The organism is Phreatobacter aquaticus (assembly GCF_005160265.1).
Taxonomy (GTDB): Bacteria; Pseudomonadota; Alphaproteobacteria; order Rhizobiales; family Phreatobacteraceae; genus Phreatobacter; species Phreatobacter aquaticus.
Genome location: NZ_CP039865.1, coordinates 4,065,669 through 4,078,845, shown reverse-complemented (window position 1 = coordinate 4,078,845; position 13,177 = coordinate 4,065,669). Strand labels below are relative to the sequence as shown.

General features: G+C 66.7%; 10 protein-coding genes. 9 read left to right on the top strand and 1 reads right to left on the bottom strand.

What is annotated here, in order from left to right; all coding sequences use genetic code 11:
- Window positions 1–30: 30 nt before the first annotated feature.
- The 9 genes from E8L99_RS19350 (at window position 31) to E8L99_RS19310 (ending at window position 12,704) form a co-directional block, all read left to right on the top strand.
- Entirely contained in the window at window positions 31–2,934 is a 2,904-nt protein-coding gene (locus tag E8L99_RS19350; protein WP_168201737.1) for an OmpA family protein, read from the top strand.
- A 7-nt stretch (window positions 2,935–2,941) separates the two neighbouring features.
- A complete protein-coding gene (locus E8L99_RS19345) occupies window positions 2,942–3,526 on the top strand; it encodes a hypothetical protein (RefSeq protein ID WP_137101080.1) in 585 nt (194 codons plus the stop codon).
- 127 nt (window positions 3,527–3,653) lie between these two features.
- Window positions 3,654–5,438, top strand: a complete 1,785-nt coding sequence (gene aspS / locus E8L99_RS19340; RefSeq protein WP_137101079.1) for an aspartate--tRNA ligase — start codon at window positions 3,654–3,656, stop codon at window positions 5,436–5,438.
- The gene (locus E8L99_RS19335) at window positions 5,435–6,328 is read left to right on the top strand and encodes an alpha/beta fold hydrolase (protein ID WP_137101078.1); all 894 of its coding nucleotides are present in this window, start codon (window positions 5,435–5,437) and stop codon (window positions 6,326–6,328) included. The genes aspS and E8L99_RS19335 overlap by 4 nt, the downstream gene beginning before the upstream one ends.
- A gap of 91 nt (window positions 6,329–6,419) precedes the next feature.
- Window positions 6,420–6,965 (top strand): CDP-alcohol phosphatidyltransferase family protein, encoded by a 546-nt coding sequence (locus E8L99_RS19330; RefSeq protein WP_137101077.1) that lies wholly within the window; start codon window positions 6,420–6,422, stop codon window positions 6,963–6,965.
- Window positions 6,966–7,043: 78 nt separating this feature from the next.
- On the top strand, window positions 7,044–8,135 hold the full coding sequence (locus E8L99_RS19325; RefSeq protein ID WP_137101076.1) for an AI-2E family transporter: 1,092 nt from the start codon (window positions 7,044–7,046) through the stop codon (window positions 8,133–8,135).
- Window positions 8,135–8,839 (top strand): HdaA/DnaA family protein, encoded by a 705-nt coding sequence (locus E8L99_RS19320; RefSeq protein ID WP_252511163.1) that lies wholly within the window; start codon window positions 8,135–8,137, stop codon window positions 8,837–8,839. Before E8L99_RS19325 ends, E8L99_RS19320 begins: the two co-directional genes overlap by 1 nt.
- Window positions 8,840–8,917: 78 nt before the next feature.
- Complete coding sequence (locus E8L99_RS19315) at window positions 8,918–11,191, top strand: RNA degradosome polyphosphate kinase (RefSeq protein ID WP_137101075.1); 2,274 nt, start codon at window positions 8,918–8,920, stop codon at window positions 11,189–11,191.
- Window positions 11,178–12,704 carry a Ppx/GppA phosphatase family protein gene (locus E8L99_RS19310; protein WP_252511162.1) on the top strand — a complete coding sequence of 509 codons (1,527 nt, stop codon included), beginning with the start codon at window positions 11,178–11,180 and terminating at the stop codon, window positions 12,702–12,704. Before E8L99_RS19315 ends, E8L99_RS19310 begins: the two co-directional genes overlap by 14 nt.
- On the opposite strand, the gene E8L99_RS19305 is transcribed toward E8L99_RS19310, so the two are convergent.
- A complete protein-coding gene (locus E8L99_RS19305) occupies window positions 12,694–13,119 on the bottom strand; it encodes a winged helix-turn-helix transcriptional regulator (RefSeq protein WP_137101074.1) in 426 nt (141 codons plus the stop codon). The two genes, E8L99_RS19310 and E8L99_RS19305, sit on opposite strands and share 11 nt — an antisense overlap.
- Window positions 13,120–13,177: the final 58 nt, after the last annotated feature.

Sequence of the window (13,177 nt, the reverse complement as noted above, 5' to 3'; positions counted from 1 at the left end):
CCGATTGTGGCTGCCGGGGAGGAGATGGGCATGTTTCCGCGCTGGGCTGTCATTGCCGGCCTGATCCCGCTGGCTGTTCTGGGCCTTTTGGCGGTGCGCGACGTGGAACCCTTGGTGTCCGAGGTGATTGCCGATCGCGCCTCGGCGCAATTGAAGGCCGAGAGCCTGACCTGGGCGAGGGTGGAGGTCTCCGGACGCGACGTCGTATTGGCCGGCGAAGCGCTGGAACTGGCGGCTCGCGCCTTGGCTGCGCCTTCGGTTGCGCGGGTTCCAGGCGTGCGGCAGGTGACTGACACCACCCGCCTGATGGCCGAGCAGAAGCCCTATCTGTGGTCGCTCGAGACAAGTGCCACGCGTGCTGTCGTGACGGGCTATGTGCCGAGCGACGCTGTCCGCAGCGACATCCTGCGCGCCATCGGTGCCGCCATGCCGGGCCGCGACGTTGTCGACCGCCTGCAATTCGGTCGCGGCGCGCCGGACGGTTTCGCCGGAACTGCTGCTCTTCTGGCGGCCAGTCTGGGCTCGGCAGTCTCCGGTACGGCGGTCATCAACAACGTTAACGTGTCTCTGCAAGCTATTGTTGAAAATGAAGAAACGGCTGGAATCGTCCGCCGCGCGATGGCAGCCTTGTCCGGCACCTACCGGCTGGCCGACCTGCAACTCGCACTGCCGCGCGCCGCGCCCTATCTGTTCGAGCTGGAGCGCGACGCGCAGGGTGTCGCCGCATCGGGCCATGTCCCGGGCGGCGCGGCGCGGGGCCGGCTGATCGCGGCGCTCCATGCTGCCTTTGGCCAGCAGGCGGTCGTCGACCGGCTTCAGGATGCCAGTGGCGAGCCGGCCGGTTTCGAGGCCGCCGCCTTGTTTCTTATCGAGCAGACGGCCCGGCTCAATTCGGCTCGCGCGTCGGTGCGCGACAGGGTCCTGGCGGTTGAAGGCACCGCGCCCGATGCCGGGGCCTACCGGGGAGTGGTCGCCGCCTGGCGTAATCGGATGCCGGCCGGCTTCACGGCTGGGGCAGTGTCGGTGACGGCGCCGCTGATTACGCCCTATCGCCTCGGGATCGCGGTTGAAGCGGATGTTGTCCGGCTGTCGGGTCATCTCCCGGACGAGCCGGCGCGCGATGCCCTGCTGGCGGCGCTCCGGGCCGGCGGTCCCAGCCGCTCGATCGATGACCGGATTCAGCTTGGGCTTGGGGCGCCGGCCCGCTTTGCCGAGGCGGCCGTTCAGGCGGGGCGGCTCGCCGTCCGCATGGTTTCGGGCGAGGTCGGGCTCTCCGACACACGTCTGGCGGTCGCGGGTCGCGCGGCGTCGTTTGACGACGATGAAGCGCTGAAAGCGGAGGCAGCGCGGTTGCCGGAAGGCTTCACGGCGGGGTCGCTCAGCCTTTCGCCGCCGCGAATCGCGCCGTTTTCGTGGACTGCCGAGCTCGCTGGCGGCGAGGTCACGTTGAAGGGGCATGTCCCCTCGGTCAGCGTGCGCGACGCTTTGCTGACCCAGGCACGGGCCGTGTTCGAGGGCCGCACGATCAGCGACCAGACACGGATCGCGGATGGTGCCTTGTCCGGCTTCGGCGCAGCCGCCGGTTTCGGGCTTGGCCAGCTGGCGCGCATGAGCGAGGGCAGGGTGGCGATCCTCGACGGCCGTGTGACTGTCACCGGCAAGGGACAGGCCGGAATCGACAATGCGGCGCTGGCGGCTGCGGGCGCGCGCACCGACGGCCTGCCGGCGGGATTCTCGCTGGCCGCGACAGACGTGGTGGCGGCCCTGCCGGTATCGCGGCCCTACATCATGACTCTGGCACTCAGTGACGGCCGCATCGCGCTTGATGGTGTCGCCATGTCGGAGGCCGAGAAGACCGCGATCCTGGAGGCGGCGCGGCTGGCATTGCCGGGCCGTGCGGTGGACGACCGGATCCGGATCGCAACCGGCCAGCCCGATGCGATCGACTGGGTGGCCGCCAATCGCTTCGCTCTCGCCCAGCTGGCGCGGCTCAGCACGGGGGCCGTGCGCCTGGAGGATGGCGCGTTCCGGATCGAGGGCCAGGCGCGGGATCGAGCGGGCTTTGTCGCGGTCAATCTGGCGATCCGGCAGGCAGCGCTTCCGGGCGGTGGGCGCCTCCATGCGGCGTCGATCCGTCCACCCATCGTCTCTCCCTATGGCTGGTTTGTCGAAAAGACGGCCTCCGGTGTGCTGCTCCAGGGCTATGCGCCATCGGACGCTGTGCGGGCGAGCAACCGCGACAACGCGATGCGGGCCTTTCAGCCGCTGGCGGTCCGCGATGCGCAGGAACTCGCGGAAGGCGCGCCCGAGGGCTTCGCGGCAGCGGCCCGGCTTGCCATCGAACTCGTGGCGCGGCTTGAGCGCGGACGGGCCGATATTGCCGACCGCAGCCTGGGCCTTGCCGGGCAGGCGGTGACCGGCGCCGAGATCGAGGCTGTGCGGAACAGTCTTCGTGACGGTTTGCCCACGGGGTGGCAGAGCCGCGATCAGATCCGGGTTCCGGCACCCGTACTGGTGCCCACATCGCAGCCGGTGCGCGCAACAGTTCCACCCGCCACACCGGACAATGCCGAACAATGCCAGGCGAAGGTGCGCGAGGCGGTGGGGCAGGGCACGATCACGTTCCAGCTTGGCCGGGACCAGCTTCGTCCCGAGGCCGTCGCCCTGGTCAACCGTATCGCCCTGGTCATGAAGGAGTGCCCGGCAACCGCCTTCACGGTCGAGGGGCACACGGATTCCGATGGCCCCAGCGCGCAGAATCTCGATCTGTCCGAGCGCCGTGCGCAGGCCGTGGTCAGCCTGCTGATCCAGCAGGGCATAGCGGCGGCGCGGTTGAGCCCCCAGGGGTTCGGCGCGAGCCGCCCCCTCGTGCCGAACGACAGCCTGGCGAACAAGATCCGCAATCGGCGGATCGCCTTCGTTGCCCGCCCGTGAGGATGCCATGGTGCTGCTGATCGAGATGTTGGCGTTGTGGCTGGCGGCGGCCGTCGCAATGGGCGCCGTGACCGGCGGGCTGAGCGCCGGGAGCAGCGACGCACGGGGGCTGCGCCCCGTGCTTGTTGCGGCCATCGCGATCGGCGGGTTTGCCCTGGCGTTGTGGTTCAGCGGTGTTGCCGAGGGACGGGACGCGCTCTGGCTCGACGTCGGGCTGTTGATGCTCGGGGCCTATGGGCTCGGCGCGCTCATTGGCCTCGTGGTCGTCAGGCTCGCCAATCGCGCCCCGGGACCGATACATGCCGAAGCGCCGCCGGTACCCGGGGTTGCCATGGCAGCCGCGCCAACCGACCCGCTGCCGGATGCCGTTCAGCCGGTCGCGGCATCGGGCGAGGCCGCCGTATCGGCAGAGAGCCCTGTCGCCGATGCCAAGCCGGCAAGGGCCAAGTCCACGAAGGCCAAGGCCGCGAAGCAGGAGCCCGCCGAGGCCAAGCCGGCAAAGGCCAAACCGGCAGCGGCCCGCAAGGCGCCTCAACCGGCAGAGCCTGCGGCCCCGGCGTCAGCGGCTAAGCGGCGCAAGCCGAAGGCCTGAGCGCGATGATCGGCCGCCTCTGACAGTTCCGTTTGAAGCGGGCGCTTCCTTCCGCTAAACGGACGCACAATCAAAAGTCAGGCCTGCGCTCCGGCGCATCGCCTTCATCGCTCTGCCGAGGCCTCCCATGCACCGCTACCGCTCCCACACCTGCGGCGAACTGCGCTCCGCCCATGTCGGCGACACTGTTCGCCTGTCCGGCTGGTGCCACCGCATCCGCGACCATGGGGGCATCCTGTTCGTCGACCTGCGCGACCATTACGGCATTACCCAGTGTCTCGCCGATCCCGACAGCCCGGCGTTCAAGGCGCTCGAGGAATGCCGCGCCGAATGGGTCATCCGCATCGATGGCAAGGTGAAGGCCCGCGACGAGGGCCTGAAGAACGGCAAGATCCCGACCGGCGACATCGAGGTGTTCATCACCGATCTCGAGGTGCTGGGTCCGGCGGCCGAACTGCCGCTGCAGGTGTTCGGTGACCAGGACTATCCGGAAGAGACGCGGCTCAAGTACCGCTTCCTCGATCTGCGCCGCGAGAAGCTGCACAAGAACATCATGACGCGCGGCCAGGTGGTCGATTCGATCCGCAACCGCATGAAGGGCGCCGGCTTCTTCGAGTTTCAGACGCCGATCCTGACGGCCTCCTCGCCGGAAGGCGCGCGCGACTTCCTGGTGCCGAGCCGCATCCATCCCGGGAAGTTCTATGCGCTGCCGCAGGCGCCCCAGCAGTACAAGCAGCTCCTGATGATGTCGGGCTTCGACCGCTATTTCCAGATCGCGCCCTGCTTCCGCGACGAGGACCCGCGCGCCGACCGCTTGCCGGGCGAGTTCTACCAGCTCGATCTCGAAATGAGCTTCGTCGAGCAGAACGACGTGTTTGCCGCTGTCGAGCCGGTGATCACGGGCGTGTTCGAGGATTTCGCCGAGGGCAAGCCGGTCACCCACAACTGGCCGCGCATTCCCTATGCGGACTCGATGCGCAAATACGGCACCGACAAGCCGGACCTGCGCAATCCGCTGGTCATGCAGGACGTGTCCGAGCATTTCCGCGGTTCGGGCTTCAAGGTCTTCGCGCGCATGCTGGAAGATTCCAAGAACCAGGTCTGGGCAATCCCCGGTCCGACCGGCGGTTCGCGCGCCTTTTGCGACCGGATGAACTCGTGGGCTCAAGGCGAGGGCCAGCCGGGTCTCGGCTACATCATGTGGCGCGAGGGCGGCGAGGGTGCCGGCCCGCTCGCCAACAATATCGGACCTGAGCGCACCGCCGCGATCCGCGAGCAGCTCGGCACGAAGGAAGGCGATGCCGCCTTCTTCGTCGCCGGTGACCCGGCGAAATTCGTCAAGTTCGCCGGCATGGCGCGCACCAAGGTGGGCGAAGAGCTGAACCTCATCGACAAGGACCGGTTCGAGCTCGCCTGGATCGTCGACTTCCCGATGTACGAATATGACGAGGAAGAGAAGAAGGTCGACTTCTCGCACAATCCCTTCTCCATGCCGCAGGGTGGCCTGGAGGCGCTGGAGACGCAGGATCCGCTGACCATCAAGGCGTTCCAGTACGACATCACCTGCAACGGCTATGAGATCGCGTCCGGCGGCATCCGCAACCATCGCCCCAAGGCCATGGTCAAGGCGTTCGAGATTGCCGGCTACAGCGAGGAGACGGTGATCGAGCGCTTTGGCGGCATGTATCGCGCCTTCCAGTATGGCGCGCCGCCCCATGGCGGCATGGCGGCGGGCGTCGACCGCATCGTCATGCTGATCTGCGGCACGCAGAATCTCCGCGAGATCTCGCTGTTCCCGATGAACCAGCGCGCCGAGGACCTGCTCATGGGCGGTCCGGCGGAAGCGACGCCGAAGCAGCTGCGCGAATTGTCGATCCGCATCGCGATCGATCCGAAGAAGCCGACCCCGTGAGCGAGAGCGCGGCCGGGCAGGGCTATGAGAGCCGCTTCATCACGTCGTCCGACGGGCTGAAGCTGCATGTGCGGGTCTATGGCCAGCCGGTCGCCGGCCGGCTGCCGCTGCTCTGTCTTGCGGGCCTGTCGCGCAATGCCGGCGATTTCGACGTGCTGGCGCGGTCGCTCGCGGCGACCCGGCAGGTGATCTGCCCGGATTATCGGGGGCGCGGCCAGTCGGACTGGGATCCCAACTGGCAGAACTACGCAGTGCCGGTGGAAGTTGGCGATGTGCTGGCGGTGACCACCGTGCTTGGCATCGAGAAGGCCGTGTTCCTCGGCACGTCGCGCGGCGGCCTCATCACCATGGTGATGAGCGCGGTCCGCCCCACGCTGATCGCGGGCGCTGTTCTCAACGATATCGGCCCGGTGGTGGATGGCACCGGGCTTGCCCGGATCAAGTCCTATCTCGGCAAGATGCCCCAGCCGAAGAGCTTCGATGAGGCTGTCGCCTTCATCAAGAGCATTGGCGCCGCGCGCTTTCCGGCCATTTCCGACGAGGACTGGATGCGCCAGGCGCGCTCGATGTGGAACGAGACCGAGGGGCGCCTCGTGCAATCCTTCGATCCGGCACTGACCAAGCCGCTGGAAGCGGTCAATTTCGACCAGCCCATGCCGACGCTCTGGCCGCAATTCGACGGACTGGCCGATGTTCCCGTTCTCGCCATCCGGGGCGAGAATTCCGACATCATCGCGCCGGAGACGCTGGACGCGATGGCTGAGCGGCACAAGGGCCTGGAGACGTTCATCGTGCCGGGGCAGGGCCACGCGCCCATGCTGGTGGATCAACCGTCGATTGAGCGGATCGCCAGCTTCGTTGCGACTTGTGATAGCGCAAAATCTGCCTGAAACCTGGGCATTCACCTGTTCGGCTGCCTTGGCAAGGCGGGGGGCGACCCCTAGGCTCTCCCTCCCTCTGGCTTAGTCGGTCCGGCTCACCGTGAATATTCCGAATCTCCTGACGATCCTGCGCATCCTGCTCGTGCCGGTGGTCGTCTGGGCGATCTCCCAGGGGCAGATGAGCCTGGCGCTGGCCGGCTTCGTCATTGCGGGGGTCACCGACGGTATCGACGGCTATATCGCCAAGCGGTTCGACCAGCGCACCGAGCTTGGTGCCTATCTCGATCCGCTGGCCGACAAGACGCTGATCGTCTCGATCTATGTGTCGCTGGCGATCTTCGGCTTCATCCCGCCCTGGGTGGCGATCCTGGTCGTGTCCCGGGACTTCATGATTGTCGGGGCGGTGCTTCTGTCGACCCTGATGGGCAATCCGCTGGTCATCCAGCCGCTCTATATCTCGAAGGCGAACACGGCCGCCCAGATCCTGTTCGCGACCCTGGTTCTCGCCTCTCTCGGCCTGAAGCTCGACCTGGCATGGCCGATCACGGTCGTGATGTGGTCGGTCGCCGCGCTGACTTTGTCGTCGGCCGCGGCCTATCTGGTGGCCTGGACGCGCCATATGTCGGCGCCCGGCGGCGGGTCTTGACGCCTCGCGCCATATCAAGGCCTTGAAAGCCGCGTCAGGTCTTGCCACGGTGATAAGTCGTCAGCGAAAGGGCTGTCCTTGACCCTGCAGAAACAGGTCGGCTTCTGGATCGGTGGGCTCCTGGTCCTCGTGCTCACGCTCTACGTGCTGCGCGGGATGCTGCTGCCGTTCGTCGCCGGCCTGGCGCTCGCCTATTTCCTCAACCCGCTGGTGACCCATCTCGGCCGTGTCGGCCTGCCGCGGGTGATCGGCACGATGCTGGTCATCGGAACGTTCATCGTCATCTTCATTCTGCTGACGATCCTGATCATCCCGCTTCTCGGCAACCAGCTGACGGCCTTCGTTGCGCGGCTGCCGGGCTATGTCGTCCAGTTGCAGGCGCTGGCGACAGACCGCAACCGCGAATGGCTGCAGGCGGTGTTCGGCGAGCGGCTGCCGGATGTCTCGCGGTCGGTCAGCGAACTGGTCACCCAGTCGATCGGCTGGATCGGCGGTTTCCTGCAGGGGCTGTGGTCCGGCGGGGCCGCCTTCATCTCGCTGTTCTCGCTGTTCGTGGTGACGCCGGTCGTCGCCTTCTATCTGCTGCGCGACTGGCCGCGCCTGATGAACAAGATCGATTCCTGGCTGCCGCTGCGCCAGCGCGAGACCATCCTGGAGCTGATGCGCGAGATCGATGTCGCGCTGGCCGCCTTCGTGCGGGGGCAAGCCTCGGTCTGCCTCGCGCTGATGATCTTCTATTCGGTGGCACTGACGGGAGCCGGGCTCAATTTCGGCCTGCTGATCGGCCTGTCGACCGGAGCTCTGTCCTTCGTGCCCTATGTCGGCTCGCTGACCGGCATGATCCTGGCGGTTGGCGTGGCCATCGTGCAGTTCTGGCCGAACTGGACGATGGTGTTCATCGTGCTCGGCATTTTCGTCATCGGCCAATTCTTCGAAGCCTATGTGCTTTATCCCAATCTGGTGGGTGAATCGGTCGGATTGCATCCTGTCTGGCTGTTGTTCGCGCTGTTTGCCTTCGCCGCTCTGTTCGGTTTTGTCGGCCTGCTGCTCGCGGTTCCGATGGCGGCTGCCATCGGTGTCTTGACGCGGTTCGCCATCCGGAAATATCTCGCGAGCCCGCTCTATACGGGCGTGCCGCGAGCCGAGGTCGCGGCGTCGACGAGAGACTGATGATGAGTTCCGAAGCGTTCCGTGCCGGGCCGCGCCAGATGGCGCTCGATCTGGCTTTGCCGGAAAGCCTGGCGCGCGACGACTTTCTTGAGGCCGATTGCAATGCCGAGGCGCTGGCCCTGGTGGAGGCCTGGCCGCAATGGCCGGCACCGGTGGTGGCGCTCGTTGGACCTCCGGGCGCCGGCAAGAGCCATCTCGGCTCCATCTGGGCAGATCTCTCCGGTGCGCGCCGCCTGGCGGCCCGCGATCTCGCCGGTGTCCAGCCCTCCGATGCGCTGGCGACCGGTGCGCTGCTCCTGGAGGATGCCGGCCCGCGCACCTCCGAGGTGCCGCTGTTCCACCTGATCAATGCCGCGAAGGAGGAGGGGGCCTTCGTGCTGATGACGGCGCGCGAGGCGCCGGTCTCATGGGGGACGAGCCTGCGCGACCTTGGGTCGCGGCTGCGCGCCCTGCCGGTCGCCCGGCTCGCCGAACCGGAGGACGGGCTCCTCAGGGCGGTCCTGGTCAAGCTCTTCGCCGACAGGCAGATGCTCTGCGACGTCGAAGTGGTGGAATATCTCGCCCGGCGCATGGAACGATCGCTGGATGCCGCGCGTAGGCTGGTGGCCGCGCTCGATCGCGAGACGCTGGAGACCGGTCGCAGGCTCACCCGGCCGCTGGCGGCGCAGGTGCTCGAACGGGTGATGCAGCCGACCCTGATTTGACGCCCGCCCTGTGACAGCCGTCATAGTACCGTCACGTTAGCGACGGAAGGGTGGTCCGTTCATATGAGAGGGTCAACGATGTCGACGGTCGAGACGAGTGACGAGGGCCAGCGCCGTGCCGCCACGCAGGACGCGAACGGCGAGCATGGCTCGCTGCATGGTTCCGGTCATGCGGCCGAGGGGCGGGGCGTGGTCCATGTCGGCGCGCCAAACCCGGTGCGCCACGAACCTGGTCGCTTCATCAACCGCGAACTCTCCTGGCTGCAGTTCAACCGGCGCGTGATGGAGGAGGCCTCCAACCGCAACCATCCCCTGCTCGAACAGCTGCGCTTCCTGTCGATCTCTGCGAACAATCTCGATGAGTTCTTCATGGTGCGTGTCGCCGGCCTGATCGGCCAGGTGAAGGAGGGCGTCGGCACCATTTCGCCCGACGGCCTGACGCCTGCCGAGCAATTGGTGAAGATCGGCGAGGCTGTTGCGAGCCTTGCCTCCGACCAGCAGACCCGCTGGAAGGAGTTGCGCGACGAGCTGCTCCATGAAGCGATCGTCCTGGTGGATGCGCCCGAGATCACCAAGGCCGAGCGCGCCTGGCTCGAGGACCATTTTCTCGGCTACATTTTCCCGGTCCTGACGCCGCTTGCGATCGACCCGGCCCATCCGTTCCCGTTCATTCCCAATCTTGGCTTCACGGTTGCGCTGGCGCTGAAGCGCGCGGTCGACGGCCGCGCCATGCGAGCGCTCATTCGCGTGCCGGCCAAGATCGACCGCTTCATCAAGCTGCCGGACTTTGCCGAAACCGGCGCCCGGCGCTTTGTCACCCTGGAACAGGCGGTGGGCCTGTTCATCGGGCGGCTGTTCCCCGGCTACAATGTGATCGGGCAGGGCGCCTTCCGCGTCATCCGCGACAGCGATCTCGAAATCGAGGAAGAGGCCGAGGATCTGGTCCGCCATTTCGAATCGGCCCTGAAGCAGCGCCGGCGCGGCACGGTGATCCGGCTGGAGGTCGAGGCCTCGATGCCCGAGGACCTCAGGCTGTTCATCGCCCGCGCGCTGGCGGTGGCCGATGACGAAGTGTTCCGCGTCGATGGGGTGCTGGCGCTCAACGAGCTGTCGCAGCTGGTCTCGCTCGACAGGCCCGATCTGAAGTTCGTGCCCTATGCCCCGCGCTACCCCGAGCGCATCCGCGAGCAGGGCGGCGATTGTTTTGCTGCGATCCGCCAGAAGGATCTGGTCGTCCACCACCCCTATGAGAGCTTCGACGTGGTGGTCCAGTTCCTCAACCAGGCGGCCCGCGACCCCAATGTGGTGGCGATCAAGCAGACGCTGTACCGGACCTCGTCGGATTCGCCGATCGTGCGCGCGCTCGCCGAAGCGGCCGAGGCCGGCAAGTCGGTGACGGCGCTGGTGGAGCTCAAGGCGCGGTTCGACGAAGAGGCCAATATCCGCTGGGCACGCGACCTCGAACGCGCCGGCGTGCAGGTGGTCTTCGGCTTCGTTGACCTGAAGACCCACGCCAAGCTGTCGATGGTCATCCGCCGCGAAGGCGAGGCGCTGGTGACCTATTGCCATGTCGGGACGGGCAATTATCACCCGATCACCGCCAGGGTTTACACCGACCTGTCCTATTTCACCGATGACAAGGTGATCGCCCGCGATGTCGGGCGCATCTTCAACTACATCACCGGCTATGCCGAGCCGCAGGAGCTCGAGGCCATGGCGGTGTCGCCGGTCAATCTGAAGAAGCGCCTGCTCGATCACATCGCGCAGGAGGCCGAGTTCGCCAAGGTTGGCAAGCCGGCGGCGATCTGGATGAAGATGAACTCGCTGGTCGATCCCGTCATCATCGACGCGCTCTATGACGCGAGCCAGGCAGGCGTTGCCATCGATCTCGTGGTGCGCGGCATCTGCTGTCTGCGTCCGGGCGTGCCCGGTCTGTCCGACAATATCCGCGCCAAGTCGATCGTCGGGCGGTTCCTGGAGCACAGCCGCATCTATGCCTTCGGCGGCGGTCACGGCCTGCCGAGCCCCAAGGCGCATGTCTACATCTCGTCGGCCGATGCCATGCCGCGCAATCTGGACCGCCGCGTCGAATCGCTGTGCCCGCTCGCCAATCCGACCGTGCACGAGCAGGCGCTCGATCAGATCATGATGGCTAACCTCAAGGACAACCAGCAGAGCTGGCGGCTCTTGTCGGATGGGACCTCGGAGCGTATCAAGCCGGCCGAGGGTGAAGAGGCCTTCAACGCCCACAAATATTTCATGACAAACCCGAGCCTGTCCGGACGTGGAAAGTCGCTCAAGGAATCCTCTCCCCGCCGCCTCGCCCGACGGAACGAGCGTGCGGGCGGCTGACGTTTTCGAGGTTGCGCCGGGGCGGTTGCAGACCGGCGCGACCATTGCCGTTGTCGATATCGGGTCGAACTCGGTTCGACTGGTTGTCTACGAGGCGTTGAGCCGCTCGCCGACGCCGATCTTCAATGAGAAGGTTCTGTGCGGCCTCGGCCGCAATGTGCTGACCACCGGTCGGCTCGCCGACGAGGCGGTGGCCAAGGCGCTGGCCGCCATGCGCCGGTTCCGGGCCCTGTGCACACAATTGCGCGTCGGCGCCCTGCATGTGCTGGCGACAGCCGCCGTGCGCGACGCCCAGAACGGTGCCTGGTTCACCGCCGAATGCGAACAGATCTTCGGCGTACCGATGCGCGTGCTGACCGGTCGCGAGGAGGCAATGTTCGCCGCCCTCGGCGTCATGTCGGGCATTCACAATCCATCCGGCATCGTCGGCGATCTCGGCGGCGGCTCGCTGGAACTGGTCGATGTCCAGGGCCAGATCATCAGCGGCGGCATCACCCTGCCGCTCGGCGGCCTCGCCCTGCAGGACACATCGGGACATTCGGTCAAGAAGGCCGAGCGGATCGCCGCCAAGCTGATCGGCAAGGTGGACATTCTGAAGAAGGGCAAGGGCCAGACCTTCTACGCGGTTGGCGGCACCTGGCGGTCGCTTGCAAAGCTGCACATGGCGCAGCGCGGCTATCCGCTGAACGTCATGCATGGCTATGCCCTGTCAGGGCGGGAAGTCGCCGATTTCTGCTACCTCGTCACGCGCCAGCCGACCGATACGATCTCCAGGATCGACGTGGTGGCGGAAAGCCGTCGCCCGCTGCTTGCCTATGGTGCGCTGGTGCTCGAGGCGGTGGTGCGCGCCTCCAAGGTCGACAAGGTGGTCCTGTCGGTCACCGGCGTGCGCGAAGGCCTGCTCTACTCGCTCTTGAGCGACGCGGACAAGCAGAGCGACCCGCTGATCGAGGCGGCGCGCGAGCTCTGCCTCTTGCGCTCCCGCTCGCCGCGCCACGGTGACGAACTGGTCGCCTGGACCGACAGGTTCATGGAGGTCGCGCATCTCGACGAGACGGCCGAGGAGTGCCGCCTGCGCCGCGCCGCCTGCCTGCTCGCCGATATCGGCTGGCGCGCCCATCCCGACTACCGCGGCGAACAGAGCCTCAACATCATCGCCAACGCCAATTTCCTCGGCGTCGACCATCCCGGGCGGGCCTTCCTGGCGCTTGCCGCCTTCTATCGACACGAGGGCCTGCTCGACGAGTTCATGTCGCCGCGCATTCGCGAACTGGTCAGCGTCCGCCTGCTCGATCGCGCGCGCATTCTCGGCGCGGTCATGCGGGTTGCCTATCTGATCTCGGCGGCCATGCCGGGCGTGCTGCCGAATGCGCCACTGAGCATCGAGGGGCGGCGCCTGGTCTTGACGCTCGCCGGCCCGCTCAGCGGGCTTGCCGGCGACCGTCTGGCAAGCCGGCTGCGCACCCTTGCCCGGGTTGTCGGGCGCGACAGCGAGTTGCGCGTCATTCCGTGAAGGTTGCGGCGCGGTCGTGAGCGGGGGCGGCGGCCGGCATCGCGCGGTCGTCGTGGGGCTTGCCGTTCATCCTGTCGAAGCGGGCGCGGGCTGCATCCATCTCTTCACGATGGGCGAATGCCCAGTCCCCAAGCGCCTGGATCGGCCCCATCAGGGAATTGCCAAGTGGCGTCAGCGCATATTCGACCTTGGGTGGAATGGTTGGATAGGCCGTGCGCGTGACAAGGCCATCGCGCTCCAGCCCGCGCAGGGTGAGGGTCAGCATGCGCTGTGAAATGGCGCCGATCTCGCGCCGCAGCTCGTTGAACCGGCGTGGACCCTTCCTGCCGAGGAGCCGGACAACGAGTACGACCCACTTGTCGCCGATGCGAGCGAGCACCGGCTTCACCGTTGCGCAATCCTCGGTCACATCCATGTGCCTGACTTCCCTCGAAGTGCCTTCTTGTGCGACGCGGCACAAGTTACCTAAATAG

Bases quoted from the DNA above. Each gene is read 5' to 3' on its own strand.
- E8L99_RS19350 (WP_168201737.1), top strand. From the start codon at position 31: ATGTTTCCGCGCTGGGCTGTCATTGCCGGCCTGATCCCGCTGGCTGTT.
- E8L99_RS19345 (WP_137101080.1), top strand. From the start codon at position 2,942: ATGGTGCTGCTGATCGAGATGTTGGCGTTGTGGCTGGCGGCGGCCGTC.
- E8L99_RS19315 (WP_137101075.1), top strand. From the start codon at position 8,918: ATGTCGACGGTCGAGACGAGTGACGAGGGCCAGCGCCGTGCCGCCACG.
- E8L99_RS19320 (WP_252511163.1), top strand. From the start codon at position 8,135: ATGATGAGTTCCGAAGCGTTCCGTGCCGGGCCGCGCCAGATGGCGCTC.
- E8L99_RS19305 (WP_137101074.1), bottom strand. From the start codon at position 13,119: ATGGATGTGACCGAGGATTGCGCAACGGTGAAGCCGGTGCTCGCTCGC.
- aspS (WP_137101079.1), top strand. From the start codon at position 3,654: ATGCACCGCTACCGCTCCCACACCTGCGGCGAACTGCGCTCCGCCCAT.